The 20,291-nt window shown below is 69.4% G+C and carries 17 protein-coding genes; 12 read left to right on the top strand and 5 right to left on the bottom strand.

The features are described from left to right. The first annotated feature begins 32 nt into the window (after positions 1 to 32). Positions 33 to 1,268, top strand: coding sequence for a metal-dependent hydrolase family protein (locus tag ABUW04_RS29600; protein WP_380567473.1), 1,236 nt, complete (start codon positions 33 to 35; stop codon positions 1,266 to 1,268). Then, complete coding sequence (locus ABUW04_RS29595; RefSeq protein ID WP_380567471.1) at positions 1,268 to 2,341, top strand: SMP-30/gluconolactonase/LRE family protein; 1,074 nt, start codon at positions 1,268 to 1,270, stop codon at positions 2,339 to 2,341. Before ABUW04_RS29600 ends, ABUW04_RS29595 begins: the two co-directional genes overlap by 1 nt. 137 nt (positions 2,342 to 2,478) lie before the next feature. Here ABUW04_RS29595 and ABUW04_RS29590 read toward each other — a convergent pair whose 3' ends face one another. The 4 genes from ABUW04_RS29590 to ABUW04_RS29575 all read right to left on the bottom strand — a co-directional run bounded on the left by ABUW04_RS29590 (position 2,479) and on the right by ABUW04_RS29575 (position 6,201). Beyond that, complete coding sequence (locus tag ABUW04_RS29590) at positions 2,479 to 3,105, bottom strand: TetR/AcrR family transcriptional regulator (RefSeq protein WP_051726585.1); 627 nt, start codon at positions 3,103 to 3,105, stop codon at positions 2,479 to 2,481. A gap of 211 nt (positions 3,106 to 3,316) precedes the next feature. Beyond that, positions 3,317 to 3,886 carry a hypothetical protein gene (locus ABUW04_RS29585; RefSeq protein WP_051726584.1) on the bottom strand — a complete coding sequence of 190 codons (570 nt, stop codon included), beginning with the start codon at positions 3,884 to 3,886 and terminating at the stop codon, positions 3,317 to 3,319. 67 nt (positions 3,887 to 3,953) lie between these two features. Next, on the bottom strand, positions 3,954 to 5,237 hold the full coding sequence (locus tag ABUW04_RS29580; protein WP_380567469.1) for an NAD(P)/FAD-dependent oxidoreductase: 1,284 nt from the start codon (positions 5,235 to 5,237) through the stop codon (positions 3,954 to 3,956). 43 nt (positions 5,238 to 5,280) lie between these two features. Then, on the bottom strand, positions 5,281 to 6,201 hold the full coding sequence (locus tag ABUW04_RS29575; protein ID WP_030266067.1) for an ornithine cyclodeaminase family protein: 921 nt from the start codon (positions 6,199 to 6,201) through the stop codon (positions 5,281 to 5,283). Positions 6,202 to 6,309: 108 nt separating this feature from the next. Here ABUW04_RS29575 and ABUW04_RS29570 point away from each other — a divergent pair, with 108 nt between their 5' ends. From ABUW04_RS29570 to ABUW04_RS29540, 7 genes are all read left to right on the top strand, one after another. Next, on the top strand, positions 6,310 to 7,002 hold the full coding sequence (locus ABUW04_RS29570) for a GntR family transcriptional regulator (RefSeq protein ID WP_030266063.1): 693 nt from the start codon (positions 6,310 to 6,312) through the stop codon (positions 7,000 to 7,002). A gap of 24 nt (positions 7,003 to 7,026) precedes the next feature. Continuing rightward, positions 7,027 to 7,329: a sugar diacid recognition domain-containing protein gene (locus ABUW04_RS29565; RefSeq protein ID WP_084715482.1), complete on the top strand. Its 303-nt coding sequence runs from the start codon at positions 7,027 to 7,029 to the stop codon at positions 7,327 to 7,329. 337 nt (positions 7,330 to 7,666) lie between these two features. Further along, positions 7,667 to 8,677 (top strand): dipeptidase, encoded by a 1,011-nt coding sequence (locus tag ABUW04_RS29560; RefSeq protein WP_030266057.1) that lies wholly within the window; start codon positions 7,667 to 7,669, stop codon positions 8,675 to 8,677. A gap of 439 nt (positions 8,678 to 9,116) precedes the next feature. Next, the gene (locus tag ABUW04_RS29555) at positions 9,117 to 11,213 is read left to right on the top strand and encodes an MFS transporter (protein WP_380567467.1); all 2,097 of its coding nucleotides are present in this window, start codon (positions 9,117 to 9,119) and stop codon (positions 11,211 to 11,213) included. A gap of 424 nt (positions 11,214 to 11,637) precedes the next feature. Continuing rightward, on the top strand, positions 11,638 to 12,648 hold the full coding sequence (locus ABUW04_RS29550; RefSeq protein ID WP_380567465.1) for a dipeptidase: 1,011 nt from the start codon (positions 11,638 to 11,640) through the stop codon (positions 12,646 to 12,648). 117 nt (positions 12,649 to 12,765) lie between these two features. Beyond that, positions 12,766 to 13,572: a 4-hydroxy-tetrahydrodipicolinate reductase gene (dapB, locus tag ABUW04_RS29545; protein WP_380567462.1), complete on the top strand. Its 807-nt coding sequence runs from the start codon at positions 12,766 to 12,768 to the stop codon at positions 13,570 to 13,572. A gap of 148 nt (positions 13,573 to 13,720) precedes the next feature. Further along, positions 13,721 to 15,004, top strand: a complete 1,284-nt coding sequence (locus tag ABUW04_RS29540; RefSeq protein ID WP_380567460.1) for a YhgE/Pip domain-containing protein — start codon at positions 13,721 to 13,723, stop codon at positions 15,002 to 15,004. Between the two features lie 362 nt (positions 15,005 to 15,366). On the opposite strand, the gene ABUW04_RS29535 is transcribed toward ABUW04_RS29540, so the two are convergent. After that, positions 15,367 to 17,016, bottom strand: coding sequence for a PucR family transcriptional regulator (locus tag ABUW04_RS29535; RefSeq protein ID WP_380567458.1), 1,650 nt, complete (start codon positions 17,014 to 17,016; stop codon positions 15,367 to 15,369). Between the two features lie 126 nt (positions 17,017 to 17,142). On the opposite strand from ABUW04_RS29535, the gene ABUW04_RS29530 reads away from it, so the two are divergent. The 3 genes from ABUW04_RS29530 (at position 17,143) to ABUW04_RS29520 (ending at position 20,230) form a co-directional block, all read left to right on the top strand. Beyond that, positions 17,143 to 17,949: a GNAT family N-acetyltransferase gene (locus ABUW04_RS29530; protein WP_051726581.1), complete on the top strand. Its 807-nt coding sequence runs from the start codon at positions 17,143 to 17,145 to the stop codon at positions 17,947 to 17,949. Between the two features lie 6 nt (positions 17,950 to 17,955). Further along, positions 17,956 to 19,098, top strand: coding sequence for an o-succinylbenzoate synthase (gene menC, locus ABUW04_RS29525; protein WP_030266042.1), 1,143 nt, complete (start codon positions 17,956 to 17,958; stop codon positions 19,096 to 19,098). A gap of 94 nt (positions 19,099 to 19,192) precedes the next feature. Continuing rightward, entirely contained in the window at positions 19,193 to 20,230 is a 1,038-nt protein-coding gene (locus ABUW04_RS29520; protein ID WP_380567456.1) for a zinc-dependent alcohol dehydrogenase family protein, read from the top strand. The last annotated feature ends 61 nt before the right edge of the window (positions 20,231 to 20,291 follow it).

The raw sequence follows: 20,291 nt of genomic DNA, 5'->3' as shown, positions 1-20,291 counted from the left end.
TGGATCCTGGAACCATCGGAAGGAACCAGACGATGACCTCCCCGAACCCCGCACGTCTGCTGATCACCAACGCCCAACTGCTCCACCCGGAGACCGGGGAGCTGACCGACGCCTCCTGGCTGGAGGCCGCCGACGGCCGCATCGCGGCCCACGGCACCGGACGCCCTCCCGCTGCACCCGAGGACGCACGCGTGCTCGACGCCGCCGGCGCGACCGTGCTGCCCGGGCTCATTGACGCCCATGTGCACGTCATGGCGACCACGTTCGACGTCAACGAAGCGGCCAACTGGACCCTGGGATACGCCACGGTGCGCGGCCTGAGGGAGGCCGAGCGGATGCTCCGGCGCGGCTTCACCACCGTGCGCGACGTCGCCGGGGCCGACCACGGCGTGGCCCGCGCGATCGAGGAGGGCCTGGCAACCGGCCCCCGTCTGATTTTCGGTGGCAAGGCCCTGACCCAGACCGGCGGCCACGGCGACCACCGCGCACGGGAGGACGACTCCGTGCCCTGTTGTCAGCACCGCTTTTCCGGTCTGCGCGTCGCGGACGGCGTGGACGCGGTGCGCACCGCGGCCCGCGACGAGTTCCGCAAGGGCGCCCAGCACCTGAAGGTGATGGTCTCCGGCGGGGTCGCCTCGCCGCACGACGACATCGCCGCCGTCCAGTACACCGAGGAGGAGATCCGCGCCGCCGTCACCGAGGCCGAGAACCACAATCGCTACGTGACCGTGCACGCCTACCACCCCCGCGCGGTCAACCAGGCCCTGCGCGCGGGCGTGCGCTCCGTCGAGCACGGCAACCTGCTCGACGAGGAGACCATCAGCCTGCTGCTGGAACACGACGCCTTCCTGGTCCCGACGCTGGTCACCTACGATCAGATGGCCCAGTTCGGCCGGCGCGTGGGCATGTCCGAGCGGACGTACAAGAAGAACGCCGAGATCCGCGAAGCCGGCCTGGTGGCGCTGGAGCACGCCCACAAGGCAGGCGTCAACATCGTCTACGGCACCGACCTGCTCGGCCCGCTGCACGTCGCCCAGCTGGAGGAGTTCACCATCCGGGCGCAGGTCCAGCCCCCCGCCGACATCCTGCGCTCGGCGACCACCACGGCGGCCCGGCTGCTGCGGATGGAGGGCGAGATCGGCACCCTGGCCGTCGGCGCCCACGCCGACCTCCTCATGGTGGACGGCAACCCTCTTGAGGACATCGGCGTCCTCACGCGTCCCGGGACCGCCCTGAAGCACATCATCCAGGCAGGTAAGGTCATCTGATGCACAGTCGAGCAGCAGCAGCGAGCGTGACCGGTCAGCCCGCTGCCGCTGCGGCCGCGACGCGACGCCTGATCTCACCCCGCCGTTGGACCCCGCCCACAGCGCCTGCGGACCAGGGGCGGACTGCCCTCACCAGCCGCTTCACCGTTGCCCGCCGCCTGGCGACCGGTGACCACGGTCCTGAGGACGTGGCCTTCGACCGCGAGGGCCGCGTGCTCACAGGTCTCAGCGACGGCAGTATCGTCCGCTTGGACCCCGGCACCGGCGCCCGCACGGTCCTGGGCAACACCGGAGGTCGGCCGCTGGGGCTCGCGCCGTCCCGCGACGGCAGCGTCCTGGTCTGCGACCACGACCGGGGGCTGCTGCGCATGGACGCGGACGGGTCGGTCAAGGTGCTCGTCAACACCGCTGCGGGACGGCGGCTCACCTTCGCCAGCAACGTGGCCGAAGGACCGGACGGCACCGTCTGGTTCACCGTCTCCTCACGCCGTTGGACTGTGGAGAACTACCTCGGCGACGTCTTCGAGCACTCCTGCACCGGCATGCTCATCCAGTACGACCTCGACGGCACGGTGACGGTCCTGCACGATGACCTCAAGTTCGCCAACGGTCTCGCCCTGGCCCCCGACGCCTCGCACCTGCTCGTGGCGGAGACCTCCGGGTACCGGGTGAGCCGCCACTGGCTCACCGGCCCGAAGGCGGGCACCCTGGAACCGTTCGTCGAGAACCTCGCCGGAGCACCCGACAACATCAGCCTCGGCAGCGACGGGCTGGTGTGGGTCGCGATCGCCGCGCCCCGCAACGCATTGTTCGACCGCCTGCTCCCGCTCCCCGGATTGCTCCGCGTCCTGCTGTGGAACCTGCCGCAAGCACTGCGTCCCAAGCCCGCGCCCGTCGCCTGGGTCATGGCCTTCGACCTCTCCGGCCGCACGGTCCACGACCTGCGCACTGATGACGGCTCCTACGGCTTCGCCACCAGCGTCGCCGAGCATGAGGGCACAGTCGTGGCCGGCAGCATCGCCGAAGACGACATCGTTGTGCTCATGCCGCCCGCACCGCACGGCCTCAGCTAGCCGGTCACCGACCCTACCTCGCTGGACCACGGCGTCCACGCCGACCTGCTCGGCGTGGACGGCCACCCGGTTGAGAACCGGCGTGACCCGAGTGAGGCCGGCAGCTCTGCCAGGCAGCCGTCGCGGGCGGCGGCGAATTACTTCTGGTGAATGGTGCGGCGCCGGCGTGCGGTCACGCCGAGATGTGCATGGACGGCGGCACGGACCCGGTCGGTAACAGCCTGCGAGGTCGAGGTGTCGAATTTGGCGTCGGCGTGGAGGACTGCGAGGCCGTGCGCCAGAGCCCAGACGGCGATGGCCAAGGCTTCGAGATCCCCTTGTGGGGTTGAGTCATTGTCGCTGCCGTGGAAGGCGCGTTGTACCAGGGCTTGGACGTACGCGGAGACGGCGGCGCTCGCCGCGGCCCGTTCGGCGTTGCCCGGGGCGCAGGGCTCCGAGAACATGGCCCGGAACAGAGCCGGGTGCGCGAGGGCGAACTGCACATAGGCTACGGCGATGTCCGCGAGTTCATCCGATGTCCGGGGCTCGGGATGCGCCGCCGCGAGGCATTCTGCAAGCTCGCGATACCCCTGCGCGGCGACCGCGGACACGAGTGCTTCCCGGTCGGGGAAGTGCCGGTAGGGAGCGGTCGCGGACACTCCCGCCCGCCGGGCGACGGCGCGTAGCGACAGCCTGGCGTCCCCCTCCTCCAACAACTCACGCGCCGCACGCAGACAAGCGGCCCTCAGGTCGCCGTGGTGGTAGGAATCGCCCGCCCTTGTCACGACAGAATCTCCAAATTCACTCGGCTCGGCATCACGGGAACCGGCCCGGTTGCCGAACAGTCGCGACGGCGGTCTCATCGGGCTGATGCTCAGTCTGTTCCGAGGCCACGGTTCGCTGAGGGCTGGCCGGGATGGGGCAGCCGTCGTCAGGCGGCGCAGTTCTAGCAGATCAGGCCGAAGGCTCCAGCACACGCGCGCATGTGCCCTGCGCTCACTTCTGTTGCGGCCAGTCGACTGGTGGCACCAGCCGTCCGTCGCGGACGGTGAAGCCGAGCTCCCGCAGGTACGGGCGTGCTTGTTCGAGCAGTGAGGAGACCCGGAACGAGGTACGGAAGCACAGTGCTGCGATCGGCAGTTCCACCAGGACCGCCATCACCAGCGCCTCGACCATGTCGTACGTCGTGGACGCCAGCATCACGTCGAACCAGGCGTCGGTGACCAGCAACGCACCCGCGGCTGCCGTCACGGCCGCTGTGCGCGACGACAACCGCAGGATACGAACCGCACAACCGGCGAAGACGATGATCAGCAGGGCGTCGAAGCCGCCCCAGGCAACGGACCAGTGCGCGGCACGCTCCTGCCCGGGGAGGGTGAGGAAGAGCACCACTGTCCACGGGACCAGGACCACGGCCGAGCAGACATAGAGCAGGGCCAGCCTCGGGCGCACCAGGTACTCGTTGTGCTCCAGTGCAGTGGCGAGGATGGCCGGCGGCTGCAGGAAGCGCGGCAGATGGCGCTCCCAGCGGTCCCAGCGTGAAACTGATGGACTTTCAGCAGGCATCCTCGGGCTCCTTGAGTGTCAGGGAACGGCCATGGCCTTGTGATCGTGTGTCCGCCAAGCTCGCTCTTCAGCTGTGTGCCGCAGTCCGGGTTCGGCCGGAGGCGAAGCGCCGCGGGTCGAAGGGACGGGCCATGCGGGTCACGGGTGATTCCTGCCGACCGCCCTTGATCTGTGCGGAGATGACCTCCGCAGTGACCGGGGCCAGGGTGACGCCCAGCATGCAGTGCCCGCTGGCGACGAGCACGTTGTCCTTGCCGGGCAGCGGGCCGATCACCGGCAGTCCGTCCGGCGTCATGGGGCGCAGGCCCGCCCAGCCGGGCGGCTGGGCATTGGCCGGCAGGGCCGGCAGGTACTCGTGGGCGGAGCGAACGATGCCCCGCAGGCGGTGGCGGTCGACGCCCGTACCGGTGCTGCCGAACTCCATCGTCCCGGCGAACCGCACCCGGTCGGCCAGCGGGGTGACGGCCACCTTGGCCTCGCCCAGGTAGACCGAGTGACGCAGTGTCACGGCACCGGTGGCGTCGTCGAAGCCGTACCCCTTACCGGGCTGGATGGGCAGGCGGAACCCGGCCTGCCGTGCTAGCACACCGGTACGGACACCCGCCGCGAGGACGAAGACGTCGGCGGCGAGTTCCCTCCCGCCGGCGACCACGGAGGTCACCACCGGGCCGCGGTGGCGGATGGCGGTGACCGGGCTGTCGAACAGGAACCGCACACCGAGCTCCGTGCAGCGCTCGGTCAGTCCCTGCAGCAGGCTTACCGGGTCCACATGCCGTTCCTGTGGGCACTGCAGCCCCATCTGCACGTGCGCGCCCAGAGCGGGTTCGAGGTCCCTGAGCTCGTCACCACTCAGCTGGACGGCGGTGTGGCCGATGCGCCCCACTTCCTCTGCCGCCGCCTGGTAGCCCTGCATGGCCTTGCGGGTGTGGAAGACCATGAGCTGGCCGGTGCGGTGGTACTCGAACGGCACGCCGTCCTTCTCGTAGGCGTCGAACAGCTCGACGGTCCGCTGGTTGAGCGTCGTCAGGGCTTCCAGGCCGTGCTGGAAGTCCTTGGCGTTGCTGTGGCGCAGCATGCCGGTCATGAAGCGCATGTGCTCGGGGCGCGGGGAGAGCCGGACGCTCAGCGGACTCTCCCTGCGGCCCATCCACTTCAACGCTGTTCCGATCATGCCGGGTGCCGGCACGGGGGCTGACATGATCGGAACGACCCACCCGGCATTGTGGGCGGAGGCGCCCGCTTCGCTGCGGGCGGCGTCCACGACGGTGACGTCCAGGCCGTCGCGGGCGAGCCGGTAGGCGGTGGCCAGGCCGATCACGCCTGCACCGACGATCACTGCGCTGTCTGTCATGTCTGGGGCCTTCCAATGGTGGTCCGGGCCGAGCTGCCTCGGTTCAGGGCAGGAACTTCTGGGCGAGCAGCCGGGCGATGGCCCAGTCCTGCACGGCAACGCCGACGGTCTTGAACACGGTCCGCTTGCCGAAGTCCGCGGTAGGGGTCTTCAGCGCGGTGCCGAGTTCGGTGAGGGCATGCGGGGTGAGAGCACCGGCTGCGATGGCGTGGATGATCTCGCCGGACTCCTCCAGGATCGCGGCGAGGTCGTCGACGATCACGGTGCTGCTCCCGAGCAGCTCATCGGGCAGCTCGCGCATGGTGGGAAGGTAGGCGCCGATCGCGTTGACGTGCACCTGTGTCGGCAGCGCCGACTCCGGGAAGAGCGGGCTGGTCGCGTTGGTCGCGCAGCACACGATCTCCGCTGTCCGCACGGCCGCTTCCGCGTCGGTCGTGCGGAACAGTTCCACCCCCTCCAGCTCCGGTTCCAGCGTCTCCAGCAGGGACTTGGCGCGCTGCGGGTCGAAGTCCACGACCGTCAGCTGGCTCAGTGGCCGGACCGCGTGGACGGCGCGGACCTGGTCGGGGGCCTGGCCGCCGGCTCCGATCAGGGTGAGGCGTCCCGCCCCGGGAGGGGCGAGGAGGTCGGTGGCGACGCCGACCGCGGCGCCGGTGCGCAGGCAGGTCACCGCTCCGGCGTCGGCGACCAGGTGGTCCGGGCGGCCGGTCTCGCTCCAGACGACGGTGCCCGTGATGGCGGGCTTGCGGTCGAAGTTCACGCTCAGCGTCTTGACGATGGCCGAGGAGGTCGGCCGGTGGTGCGCCGACATGACCAGGAACTGCCCTTCGCGAAGGGCGGTGCGGGTGGGCATCTCGAAGTGTCCGTCGGCGAGGTCGACGAAGCCGCCCCGTACTGCCTCGATCGCCTCTCCGATCGTGACGGCATCGCGTATCTCACGTTCACCGACAGTGATGGTGTTCATGGCATCCAGCCTTCGAGTAGGCACAACTGCAAGTAAGGTATTACACCTTATACGGGCCCGATGTGGAAGTGCGTCGACGCTGTGGGCCTTTCGTGTTATGTATGAGGCGTGACCAACTCTCGCCCGGCGGCACCGGCCGCCCGCACTCCCCAACTCAAGTCGATCAGCCTGCGCGAGCAGGCCCGGGAGGCTGTGCGGACGCAGATCGTGCTGGGCCAGATCGAACCGGGGCAGGTGACTAGCGTCATCACCGTGGCCGCGGAACTCGGCGTCTCGGTGACCCCGGTCCGCGAGGCGGTGATGGACCTCGCCAACCTGGGTATCGTCGAGGTCATCCGTAACCGGGGGTTCCGAGTCCCGGTGCTCACCGACCACGACCTCGAGGAGATCTTTCGGCTGCGCACCATGCTGGAGGTGCCGGCCATGGCCGAAGTGGTCCAGGCCCTGGACGGGGCGCCGGTGCCACGGTTCCGGCAGCTCGCGCAGGAGATCACCGATGCCGCGCGCGAGGGCGACCTCACCGCCTTCCTCGACCTGGACCGACAGTTCCACCTCGGCCTGCTTGAACTGCTGGGCAACCGCCGCCTGGTGACGATCATCGGACAGCTGCGCGACCAGGCTCGGATGCAGGGCCTGCAGAAGCTGGCCGACCAGGGAGAGCTGACCCGCTCCGGCGAGGAGCACCTCGACATCATCGACGCCATCGAGTCGGGCAACGGCGAGTTGGCCTCCCAGCTCATGCGCAAGCACCTGGCGCACACCCGCGGCATCTGGGCCGGGCGCTCCGAAGCCGACTCCTGAACCGAGCGCTGGTCACCTGGATGAATGATCCAAGCAGGGAACGGATCGGGCACGGTGCCTGGTGACGGGATCGAGCCAGCGCTGACCCCCGCACTGGCTCAGGAGATCGCGACCGACATCGGTGCCATCATCGGGTTCCACGTCCTGATCACCGACGCCGAAGGGGTGGTCACCGGAAGCGGTGACCAGGCCCGCGTCGGAATGCCGCACAGCTCCTCGCTCGACGTGATGACCACGTTGTCGCCGGCGACCACCACGGCGCACCAGGCGCGCGCCTGGGCATCAGGGATGCGGCCGATGCTCCCCACGAGCGTCATACGGCCCTGACACATACACCCACACGCGGCACCCCGCCCACGGCGTTCCTCGGCTGCGGCGCCGACGTGCACCGGAAGCCGCAGCACACGGCTCGTCCGACGTCCCGGGACCTTCAGGGCCGTCATGACTGTGCCCAGGTTCGGAACAACGACGAGCAAACAACCAACCTCTTGACAGTGGACTGGAATCGGCCAATCCTCTGCGTAAGGCATTACACATCACACCGCAGTTGGATCTCACCTGCGACTCTTCGGGACCGGCCTCGTGCACGCGGACTTGGTCCGACGTCGGGCCAGCGCATGGGACTGCGTCGTGATCACCTATCAGAGCGATTGAAGGAAGCCAGATGACCTCCGCAGCTGAGCTCCACCGGCAGTCCATCGTGATCGACGGTTGTGCGCCGTTGATGGCAGAACCCAAGGGCGTACTGGACTACATGGCGGGCGGATTCACCGCCGTTGCCGCAACGGTCAGCGACAATGTCGAAGGCGCGGCGGGCACGCTGCGGAATCTGGGCCGGGTCCACAACCTGATCCGGTCCGCTGGCGGGGCGCTGAGCGTCATCCGGCGCGCCGCGGACATCGAGGCGGTGAAGGCCGCCGGCACGATGGGCGTCATCCTGCACTTCCAGGGCGGGGACCCGATCGAGAACCGCCTGGACTACATCGACGCCTACAAGTCGATGGGCGTCAACATGATCCAGCTGACCTACAACGTCAAGAACCGCATCGGCGACGGCTGCGAGGAGCGCACCGACGCCGGTCTGAGCCGCTTCGGCCTCGACGTCGTCAAGCGCCTCAACGAAGCGCGCATCGTCGTGGACTGTTCGCACACCGGCTTCAGAACGACCATGGAAACCATCGAGGCCTCCGAGCGCCCTGCGGTCTTCTCCCACGCCGGCGTCCGGGCCGTGCACCCCTCGCCGCGCAACATCGTCGACGACCAGATCAAGGCCATCGCGCAGAGCGGCGGCCTGGTGGGTGCCAACGCCTACCCGCCGTTCGTGTCCGGCGACCGGCAGCCGGGCCTGAACCAGCTCATCGACCACATCAAGTACGTCGCCGACCTGGTCGGCGTCGACCACATCGGCCTCGGGCTGGACTACTTCAGCGGCCAGCACCCGTACTCCAGCGATGAGGACGCCGCGGCGTTCTACCAGAAGTACCTGGAGACCGGCGAATGGTCCCCGGCCTCCTATCCGCCCCCTCCGTACCTGTACCCGAAGGGCATCGAGACCCCCGACAAGGCCGCCAACCTCACCGAAGCCCTCGTGCAGGCTGGTTTCAGCACCGACGAGGTACAGAAGATCATCGGCGGCAACTGGATGCGCGTCTTCCGTGAAGTCTGGGGCGAGTAGCACCTCCCGAAGCTCCACCCCTCGAACACCGCTCCGCTCCGCGCACCCGCAGGTCCTTGCCGAGGACCTGGTTCCACACGCCCTCCGACGCCGGCGGTGGACACAGAACGCAGCACCTGCGACCACCGTGCCGACACAACCGGGACGTCGATCGTCTCCTCCCCCGCGCGCACTGATCGCGAACCTGCCGCGCTGAGCCGACTCGACGTCACATGCCCTGGAACGCAACGGCTACAGGACGGGCGCCCCTCCCTGGCGGCCCAGCGAACCACGTCCGCCGCGCGCCTCGATGCGGAGCCCTCCACTACCGCTCCCGCCTGCCGGTCACACGTTGCCCGCAGGCGGCAGAGCGGTGCCCGATCCCAGCACGTGGCCGGGATGCACCAGACAAGGAAGTACTGCACAACCGTTCCCATCTACTTCAGAGAGACGGTTCCACATGTCAGCAAGCACCGCAGCGGACACAGCTCCGCCGCTGATCGGCGTCAGACACGGGATCTGGGGGCGGCAACTGGACCGCTATCCCGACAACGGTCCGCGGTCGTTCTACCTGGGCATCGTGGTGCTGGCCACCGTGGTGCTGTACTACGAGCTCTACGTCGGCGGCTCGGTCGGCACCAAGCTCACCAACCAGCTGCACATGTCACTGACGTACTTCATCTCCATCTCCATCGTCGGCAACGCCGCGGGCGCCCTCGCCTCGGTCCTGGCCGGCCTCGCCGACCGGTGGGGTCGGGCGAACCTGGTCGTCTACGGGCTCGGCGCCACCGGTGCACTGGTCCTGTTCGGGCAGGCCAACGCACACAGCAAGGAAGCGTTCCTCGTGCTGACCGTGCTGGTGAGCTTCGTCGAGGGCATGATCCTGGTGGCAACGCCGGCACTGATCCGCGACTTCTCCCCGCAACTGGGCCGGGCGTCGGCGATGGGCTTCTGGACACTCGGCCCAGTGGTGGGCAGCCTGGTTGTCTCCGAGGTCTCCAGCCACACCCTGGCCTCGCACCCGGACTGGCAGTTCCAGTTCCGCGTCTGCGGCGTGGTGGGCCTGACCATGTTCGCCGTCGCCTTCGTCGGACTGCGCGAGCTGGCACCGCCGCTGCGCGACCAGCTGATGGTCAGCCTGCGGGACAGAGCACTGATCGAGGCCCGCGCCCGCGGCATCGACCCCGAAGAGGCCCTGCGAGGCCACTGGCGGCAGATGCTGCGCCTGAACATCGTCGGGCCGGCGTTCGCGATCAGCATGTTCCTGCTCTTCTACTACATAGCCGTGGGCTTCTTCACGGTGTTCTTCTCCACGGTCTTCAGCTACCCGCTGGCCCGGGCCAATGCGCTGGCCAACTGGTACTGGGGCATCCAGGCGATCGCCCTGATCGTGGTGGGGGTGCTGTCCGACTGGACCAAGGTCCGCAAGCCGTTCATGATCGTCGGAGCCCTGACCAGTGCCGTCGGCGTCACGCTGTTCGCCGTGGCGACCACGGACACGAGCACCGGCTACTACCACTTCGTCGCGATCATCGCGTTGATCGCGGTCGGCGGCGCGATGGCGTTCGCCGCGTGGATGGCCGCCTTCACCGAGACCGTCGAGGCCCGCAACCCGGCCGCCACCGCGACCGGCCTCGCGGTGTGGGGCGGCACCCTGCGCACGGTCGTGGTCCTCGCACTGGTCGGCCTGATCCAGGTCATCCCGGCAGCAAGCACCCTGGTGGACAAGGGCCCGCAGGTCGTGGCCTCCGCCTCCGGGCAGGATCCGGCCCTGTCGACCTCGCAGAACGCGGTCGTCAAAGCGGTCGCGGCCGATCCCACAATCGTCACCAGAGCCAAGGCACTGGGCAATCAGTACAAGTCCGAACTGGCCACGGCCGCGAAACTCAAGCCCGCCACCTCCGCGGCCCTGACCACCTCGCCTGGCAACGGTGCCACCCAGGCCGAAGCAGTCTCCGAGATCTCCGGAGTCGCCTTCCCTGACGTCGAACAGACCGTGGCGCTGTCCGCGCAGTACAAGGACCAGCTCACGACCGCATCCGTCATCGCCCCCGCCGTCCAGGCCGCGCTTCTGGCCAACCCGAAGGACACCGCGGCCCGGACCAGGGCCGTGGGTGAGATCGCGACCGGGCTGCGTCTGAGCCCCTCCCAGGCAGCCGCGAAGCTCAAGGCACTGGCCCAGGTGCCCGCAGCTGACCTGGTTTTCCTGTCCGCGCACGCCAAGCCGGTGCAGAACGCGGCGAGCCAGCTGACCGCGCTGGCCGCCGTCCCATCGGCCGATCTGTCCTTCCTGTCGACCTACGGGCCGGGCCTCCAGGACCCGAAGGTCGCGACTGCGCTGGAGCGCCTGCAGTCCCAAGCGCCGGAGGTCAGGACAGCGGCCAAGGACGCCCCGTCGCAGTGGCAGACCTGGTGGTGGGTGTGCCTCGCCGGACAACTGCTGTTCCTGCCGTTCATCTGGCTGATGGCCGGACGGTGGAGCCCGGCCAAGGCCCGAGCTGACGCACGCGCCCATCAGGAGTCGCTCGACCAGCAGGCCCCGGCCGCCGCGGCCTGAACCCCGCCGGGAGGGCTTCCGTTTCTCAGGGAGCCCTCCCGGGTTACAGGCAACGGCGTATGAACGCGTGCCCTCTTGACAGTGGACGGAAATCAGCCAATGCTCTACGTAAGGTATTAAGCATCACACCGCAGTCAAGACCCACTGTCGGCCCGTGCCCGCTCCAGGAACCGGCTCCGCACCCCGCAGGGCGGGGGGCGCGGAGCCGGATCCAGGCCGGGATGAGGCCGACGAGCTCTGCGCGCCTGCCGGCGCGGCTGCCGTCCGCGACGCGGACGTGAACCTTCCATCTCCGCCAGCCCCGCCAGTGCTGACGGCCCGGCAGGCGGCCCGGCTACCGGCGCGGGCAGCGGGCCCGGGGCTGCAGGGCCCCGGGCCCGGACGGCACCCCGGCTCACTCATCACAGCGATTAAAGGAAGCCAGATGACCTCCGCAGCTGAACTCCACCGGCAGTCGATCGTGATCGACGGCGCCGCCCCGCTCGCCGCCAACGCCCAGGGCGTGCTCGACTACATGGCCGGCGGATTCACCGCCATCTCCGCGACCGTCAGCGACAACCTCGACGGCGCACTGGGAACGCTGCGCAACATCGGCCTCGCCCACAAGATCATCCGTGCCGCAAGTGAAATGATCACCGTCATTCGCAGCGCCGCTGACATCGAGGCTGCGAAGGCCGCCGGGAAGATGGGCATAATCCTGCACTTCCAGGGCGGGGACCCGATCGAGAACCGCCTGGACTACATCGACGCCTACAAGTCGATGGGCGTCGGCATGATCCAGCTGACCTACAACGTCAAGAACCGCATCGGCGACGGCTGCGACGAGCGCACCGACGCCGGCCTGAGCCGCTTCGGCCTCGACGTCGTCAAGCGCCTCAACGAGGCGCGCATCGTCGTCGACTGCTCCCACACCGGGCACCGGACCACCATGGACATCATCGAGGCCTCCGAGCGGCCCACGGTGTTCTCCCATGCCGGCTGCAAGGCCGTGCACGGCTCCCCGCGCAACATCCTCGACGACCAGATCAAGGCAGTCGCCCAGTCCGGCGGACTGGTCGGAGCCAACGCCTTCCCCGCCTTCGTCTCCGGTGACGCCGAGCCCAGCCTGGAACAGCTCATCGGCCACATCAAGTACGTCGCCGACCTGGTGGGGGTGGACCACATCGCCCTCGGGCTCGACTACTCCGAAGGCCAGCACCCCTACTCCAACCTGGAGCAGGCCCAGGCGATCTACGACAAGTTCGTCGAGACCGGTGAGTGGCTGCCCGGCACCTACCCGCCCCCGCCCTACCACTACCCCAAGGGCATCGAGACGCCCGCCAGCGCCGTCAACCTCACCGAGGGCCTGCTGAACGCAGGCTTCAGCACCGAAGAGGTGCAGAAGATCATCGGCGGCAACTGGATGCGCGTCTTCCGAGAGGTCTGGGGAGAGTAGGAACGTACTTCCGGCCCACGCCTCGTTCCACACCACGAACCATTGAGGACCAACCGCGGCCCCGAACGGCCGCAACACCAGTCGAGCGACGGCGCTGAGCCGCGCCTTGGAGGAGCTGTGGCAGTACGTCTGTGCATTGCCGGTGCGACGGGCTGGACGGGGTCCGCGGTGGCGCGGGCCGCGGCAGAGCGTGAGGAGTTCACGCTGATCTCCGGTGTTGCACGTACGCACGCCGGGACGGACCTGGGAACCGCCCTGGGCCGCGGCCCGATGGATGTGCCCCTGTACCCGACCGTGCAAGGGGCGCTGGATGCCGGCGAGGTCGACGTGCTGATCGACTACACCTCGCACCTGAGCGTGAAGGACCATGTGCTCACCGCGTTGCAGCACGGCGTAGCGGTGGTCGTCGGGTCCTCGGGCCTGTCCGCCGACGACTTCGCCGAGATCGACGCCGCGGCGACCAGGGCAGGACGCGGCGTCGTCGCCTCGGGCAACTTCTCGATCACTGCAGCGCTACTGCAGTACACGGCGCTGCTCGCCGCCGAGCACCTGCCGACCTGGGAGATCGTGGAGTACGCGGACTCCGCCAAGGCGGACGCACCCGGCGGAACGGCACGCGAACTGGCCGAACGCCTCGCCGGCGTCCACACGCCGCACCTGGACGTCGCCCTCGCTGATACCGGAGGTGTCCCGGGAGCACGGGGAGCGACGGTCGCCGCCACCCAAGTGCACAGCATCAGGCTCCCGGGCTACACCCTCAGTGTCGAGGCGGCGTTCGGCCTGCCCGGCGAACGGCTGACGATCCGCCACGACGCCGGACCGGACGCCACACCCTACGTGGACGGAACACTCCTGGCTGCCGTCAAGGCAACGCAACGCACCGGCCTCGTGCGCGGTCTGGACGCGCTGCTGTTCGAACACTGAGAACGTCCGGCTGGCCCGCTCACCCGTTCACCCGTAGAGCGCCACCAGCCTGCAACACGGCAGGGGCGCACCCACTGTGGAAACGCCGATCGCCTGTCCGCACCTCGGCACCCCCTTCGCCCCCCTTGTACCGCCCGAAGAGGAATTCATGTCTGCCGATCAGCCTCCCAGCCGCCCCCTCATGCAGGCGAGCGCGGCCGCACTGCTGCGCCGCCCGCAGCTGTGGCTGGCCCCCACCGTCCTGAGCGCACTGCTCGCACTGTTCATGTCGCTGCTCTACATGGGCGGCATCGTCAACCCCAGCGGCAACCTACGCCACCTGCCCATCGCCATCGTCAACTCCGACACCGACAAGCCACTGACCGGCCAGGCACAGAACCTGGGCACCCAAGTCGAACAAGCCGTCCTCGCCGACACCTCCGGCAAAGCCCAATGGCGCCGACTGACCTACACCCAGGCCCAGCAACAACTACGAACCGCAAAAATCTACGGCGCACTGATCATCCCCGCCCACTTCACCACCTCGGTGGCCGCGCTCACCACCACCCACGCCACCGCCAAGCCGACCCTGACCGTGGTGACCAACCCCGCCCTGGGCAGCCTCGGCTCCTCCCTGGCCTCCCAGATCACCACCACCGCCGCCCACACCGCATCCCAGAACATCGGCAAACAACTCACCGCCGCAGCCTCCGCCCAAGGCACAGGAACAACCACGCAACTCCTGCTCGCCGACCCGGTGCAGGTCACCACACAGGTCGGGGTCCCCATCGGCCAGCACAGCGGGCTGGGCCTGACCGCGTTCTACTACACCCTGCTGCTGGTCCTGGCCGGATTCATGGGAGGCAGCGTCATCACCACCGGCGTGGACGGCGCCCTCGGCTACGCCGACATCGAAGTCGGCCCCTGGCACTACCGCCGCCCGACGGTACCTGTCAGCCGCACCCAGGGCCTGCTGCTGAAGATGGCCATGACCGCCGGCATCAGCCTGCTCACCTCCACACTGGTGATGGTCACCTGCATCGGCATCCTGGGCATGGACGCCTCCCACCTACCCCTGCTCTGGATCTTCTCCTACTGCGCCACCCTGACCGTCGGCCTCGGAGTCCAGGCCATCAACGCCGCCTTCGGCGGAATCGGCCAACTCGTGTCCATGTTCGTGTTCATGGTCCTGGGCCTACCCTCCTCCGGAGCCACCGTCCCACTCCAAGCCGTACCCGGCTTCTACCGATGGATCTCCCACATCGAACCCATGCACCAGTTGGCCGAAGGCGTCCGCGCCATCGTCTACTTCGACGCGGTGGGGGACGCCGGCCTCACCCAAGCCTGGATCATGATCGCCGTAGGCTTCGCAGCCGCACTAGCCTTCGGCTTCACCATGACCCGCTACTACGACCACAAAGGCCTCAAACGCCTCATCCCCCAACCCACATGAGGAGGAATGCCACCGTGAGCGGGGAACGGCTGCTCATGCCGGGCCCTTGATGCGGTCGCTGCCGAGCTTGGCGATGCCGAGCTCGGCTGCATTCAGTACGTAGGGACGCAGGTCGGCGATGGTCCGGTGGTAGGTCGAACGGGTCAGTCGGCCGGGCTGAGTCGCTGCCCGGATCGGGGGCCGAGGTAGCGGTCTGCTGTGGGAACCGTGCCGGGCGGGGCGACGCAGCGATCCGGCCGCCGGTGTCGACCACCACGTCGGCCGCAGTCTGCTTCGCCGCTGCCGTCGGCTACCAGCCCGCCGCGGGTCACGCGGCTGGAGCCGGGCTCGGAGGTGCGCCTCCGTGGTGGTGGCTCTCGCAGCTATGACGCCGTCAGCCGGAGTTCGATCTGGGCGAGCAGCATCGCGTCGGCGTCGGCGAAGTCCAGACCGCTGGCTTCTCGTACCCGGCGCAGGCGGTACCGCATGGTGTTGACGTGGATCCGCAGCCGTTCTGCCGCGACCTCGGTGCTGCCTGCAGCAGCGAAGTACGCCGCCAGGCTTTCGACCAGGACCCCGCGCCGGCCCTCCCGGGAATCCAGCTCGCGCAGCAGGCGCACGGGTCCGGAGCCGACAGGTAGGTCGAGTTCACGCATCTGGTCGGCCAGGCCGTCCAGCAGCACCGGGAGCATGGTCTCCGACACGGTGGCAACGGTCGGTGGGCGCGTCGCGGCCTGCCCGGGCGGCGAGTCATACCGGCCCCGCAGGACCCGCAGTACCGCGTCTGCCTGCCGGCGGGCCGTCGGCACGGCGCCCACCTCGGCTACCGGCCCTCCGACGGCGATGGCGAATCCAGCGCCGGCCGGGGAACGTGTGAGGAAGTCCGCAGCCAGCGCACGGGAGCGGGCTACCGCCTCCTCGGGCGTCCGTTGCGGCCAGGCCAGCAGCGCGTACACCGTCGGGCCGCCCGCCATGGCGACACCGGACGGATGCATCGCGCACAGGTAGCGGTCCAGCTCCTGCTCCAGGGCCTGTCGTCGGGCCTTGGCGAGCGCCATCGCCGTTTCGGTGTCCGGCTCCGTGAACACTTCAGCGTCCCGCCGAGGAGCCGCCGCCAGCACGCACAGCGGTCCCGCCCCCAGGCGAAGCCGGGCAGCGGCCTCGACGGCCGCCGTACCCCCGCCGAGAACGACTGCGGAGAGCTCCCGACGGTGCTCACGCTGCCGTTGCCGGTCCGCCCGGGCGCCCATCAGGTGCAGTGCCGCCATCGGCATCAGCTCACGCAGCCCGGCTGCCAGTTCGGGGGCGAGCGGCTCAGCAGTGACAGCCCATACGTACCCGATCACCTCCGAGCCGGCTCGAACCGCGATGGCCACCCGCGGCATCATCCCGGGCGCCACCGGCTCGATGAACACCGGATCATCGCTCGCCCGCAGCCGTGCGAAGTCCCCGCGGGCGTTCAGTACTTCAAGCTCCTTCTGCTTCACCGCCCGTCCGAGCACTGTCTCTATCCGGCTCGGATCGGTGTCGTCCTGCCCCGATGACCAGGCCAGCACCGCCGAGGACGGGTCCTCGATGGTCACCGGGGCGCCGAGCAGCGTTCCGATCGCCTGCGCGAGGCCGAACAGATCACCGGGGCCGGCGTCCGGCTCCACCCGGGCCCGGGCCCGGGCCAGCAGCAGCTCCCGCACCGTGGTGGCCACGTGCAGCCAGGACGCACCGGAGTTCACCTCGATGACGGGAAGCGGGCAGTTCTCCCATGGATCGGGCAGCGGGCCCTTCACCGCCAGCGCGTGCACTCCGGCACCGGCTGCACGTTCGGCAAAGGCCAGCAGTTCCGCGTGGTCGCGCAATCCCACGACGAGCACCACTCCGCCGGGCTCAGGGGCCTCCTCCTCGGCACCTGGTGCGTGAATGGAGACACCGCCGAGCACCCGGTCCGAGCTCCCTGCGCTGCCAGGCTCCACGGCCAGCCGCAGTACGGCCGGCCCCAACTGCTCGACCAGTTCACCTATGGTCAGTTCGGCTTGCATGGCGGCATGGTACGGGCTCGATCCAGACGTCCGGGAGGCTTGATTGTCGCGCAGCACAATTCGGGATCACCCTCATTGACGCAGAAGACGAGGTCGCGCAGACGGCCGACAGGGCACGCTGCGGCCATGGACAACGGACTGCGGATAACCGACCTCCGGCGACGGGACGAACTGGAGGCTCTGGGCACCCTGCTGGACGGCATCTGGGGCGCCCCCGCCCCACTGGTGCCCTTCTCCGTGCTGCGCGCTCTGGCCCACTGCGGCGGGATGGTGCTGGGCGCCTACGACGGCCAGGGGGCGCTGGTGGGTGGCGCGGTCGGCTTCCGGGCTCCCGACCAGCCGTCCCTGCACTCCCACCTCGTCGGCGTGGACCCGGCCCACCAGCGCTCGGGGATCGGGCGCGCCGTCAAGGAGCACCAGCGCCAGTGGTGCCTGGTGCGCGGCGTCACCAGCATGACCTGGACCTTCGACCCCTTGGTTCACCGCAACGCGTTCTTCAACATCAACCGGCTGGGTGCCCTCGGCACGGCCTACATCCCCGACTACTACGGGGAGATGACGGACCAGCACAACCGCGGCCTGCCGAGCGACCGGGTGCTTGTCCTCTGGGACCTCACCGACAGCGGGCACACGCGCGCGGACCCGGCGCCCCACGGGGAACCCCTGCTGGCGCCCGGCCAGGACGGGGCACCGCTCGACGGCGGGGGCTCGGCGCGGCCGCCGGCGAACGCCCCCGTGACCCTTCGACTCCCCACCGTCGTGCACTCCCAGCATGCACTCGCCTGGCGCCACGCGCTCCGGGCGCGTATGGCTCCGCTGCTCGACACGGGGTACCGCTGGACCGCAGTGGACCGCGACGGTACGTGCACCCTCGAAGCCGGCCCCACCGTGCCAGTCACCCCCGAAGCCAGCCTCATGAGCACAGGAGAGTAGAACCGCATGAAGATCGACTGTGTTGAGCTGCTGCGACTCGACATGCCGTTGGTGACCCCCTTCCGCACCTCCTTCGGTACCCAGACCCGCCGTGACGTGCTGCTCGTCCGCGTCGTCGCCGACGGTGCCGAGGGCTGGGGCGAGTGCGTGGCGCTCGCCGACCCCCTGTACTCCAGCGAGTACACGGAGGCCGCTCACCGGGCGCTCGTCGACCAGTTGCTGCCCCGGCTGCTCGCGCTCCCGGACGTGACGGCAGCCTCTGTCGCCCCGGCGCTGGCTGCAGTGCACGGACACCGGATGTCCAAGGCTGCACTGGAGACGGCGGTCCTGGACGCCCAGCTCCGTTCCGCCGGCATGCCGCTGGCCGAGTACTTGGGGGCCGTCCAGCCCTCGGTCAGCTCCGGCGTCTCGGTCGGGATCCATGACTCGATCCCCGAGCTGCTGGACGCGGTCGACGGCTACCTCGACGCCGGATACGCCCGGATCAAGCTCAAGATCGAGCCCGGCTGGGACATCGAGCCGGTCGCCGCCGTCCGCGATCGCTTCGGTGACCAGACCCTCCTCCAGGTCGACGCCAACGCCGCCTACTCCCGCAACGACCTGCGCACCCTGCGTGTCCTCGACCGCTTCGACCTGCTGCTGATCGAGCAGCCACTGCCGGAGGAGGACATCGCCGGCCACGCGCACCTGGCGGCCGCCGGCCTGCAGACGCCGATCTGTCTGGACGAGTCGATCACCTCGGCTGCCGTAGCACATCAGGCGATCACGACGGGCGCCTGCCGCATCGTCAACATCAAGCCGGGCCGGGTGGGCGGCTACCTGGAGGCGCGTCGGATACACGACGTCTGCGCTGCGGCCGGGGTGCCGGTCTGGGCTGGCGGGATGCTGGAGACCGGCATCGGCCGGGCGGCCAACCTGGCGCTCGCCGCGCTGCCCAACTTCACCCTGCCGTCCGACATCGCCGGCTCCGACCGGTACTTCCGTCAGGACCTGACCGATCCCTTCACCGTCGTCGACGGTCGGATCGACGTCCCCGCTGGTCGCGGGATCGGCGTCACCCCGATACCCGAGGTACTCGCCGAGCTGACCGTCCGCCGCGAAACCGTCCGGCGTGCGGAGGCCCGCGCTGCTCCAGTCCCCTCGACATGAAGTCCGGTGTCATCCAGGGCACGATCTCTGGGAATCAGTCAGCCAGTGTTCCGGCCGGAGCGCCGGAACGAGCGAGAAGTGGCGGGTCGAACGGATGCAGGCAGCGGTGTTCGAGAGGTATGGGGAGCTCGCCGAGGTACGGGAGGTGCCGGACCCGAGTCCGGCACCGCACGGTGTGGTGGTCCGGGTAGAGGCCACGGGCCTGTGCCGCAGTGACTGGCACGGCTGGATGGGCCACGACCCCGACATCTCCCTGCCCCATGTGCCCGGCCACGAACTCGCCGGCGTCGTCGAGGCGGTGGGCAACCGGGTGGAACGGTGGCGCCCGGGAGACCGGGTCACGGTTCCCTTCGTCTGCGCCTGCGGAACGTGCCGGGCCTGCGCGGCAGGCCAGCAGCAGGTGTGCGAGCGGCAGACCCAGCCAGGATTCACCCACTGGGGTTCCTTCGCCGACTACGTGGCTCTGGACCACGCCGACGTCAACCTGGTCGCGCTTCCCGAGGACCTGTCCTTCGCTACTGCGGCATCGCTCGGCTGCCGGTTCGCCACAGCCTATCGGGCGGTCGTCGCGCACGGCCGTGTGGCCGCGGGGGAATGGGTCGCGGTGTACGGATGCGGCGGAGTCGGGCTGTCCGCCGTCATGATCGCCGCAGCTTCCGGGGCCCGCGTCGTCGCGCTCGACCTCTCCCCTCAGGCGCTGGACCTGGCGCGGAGCTTCGGTGCCGCGCACTGCGTCCAGGTGGCCGCCTCGGACGTCGACGATCCGGCAGCAGTCGTGCGCGAGCTCACCGGCGGCGGCGCCCATGTCTCCCTCGACGCCCTCGGATCGCCGGCTACCTGCGCCGCCTCCGTCCGCTCCCTTCGCCGCCGCGGCCGCCACGTCCAGGTGGGGCTGCTGCCACAGGACGCGCTCGTCCCGATGAGCCGGGTGATCGGCCTCGAGCTCGAACTGCTGGGCAGTCACGGCATGGCTGCTCACGCCTACCCCCCGATGCTGGACCTGGTCGGCTCCGGTGTCCTGCGCCCCGACCTCCTGGTGACCGCCGTCATCCCGCTCAACGCCGCTCCGGCGGCTCTGGCCGCGATGGGTGGCGCGGGTGGCACGGGCGGCGTCACCATCATCGCGCCCTGATGACGTTCTCCTCATTCGCCCTGGACCGGAGGCGCGTGACGGTGCAGGTGAGTGGAAGAAC

This window comes from Streptacidiphilus jeojiensis (assembly GCF_042510965.1).
Taxonomy (GTDB): Bacteria; Actinomycetota; Actinomycetes; order Streptomycetales; family Streptomycetaceae; genus Streptacidiphilus; species Streptacidiphilus jeojiensis.
The sequence above is the reverse complement of the archived record's forward strand: the minus strand, read 5'-3'. Positions and strand labels throughout refer to the sequence as shown.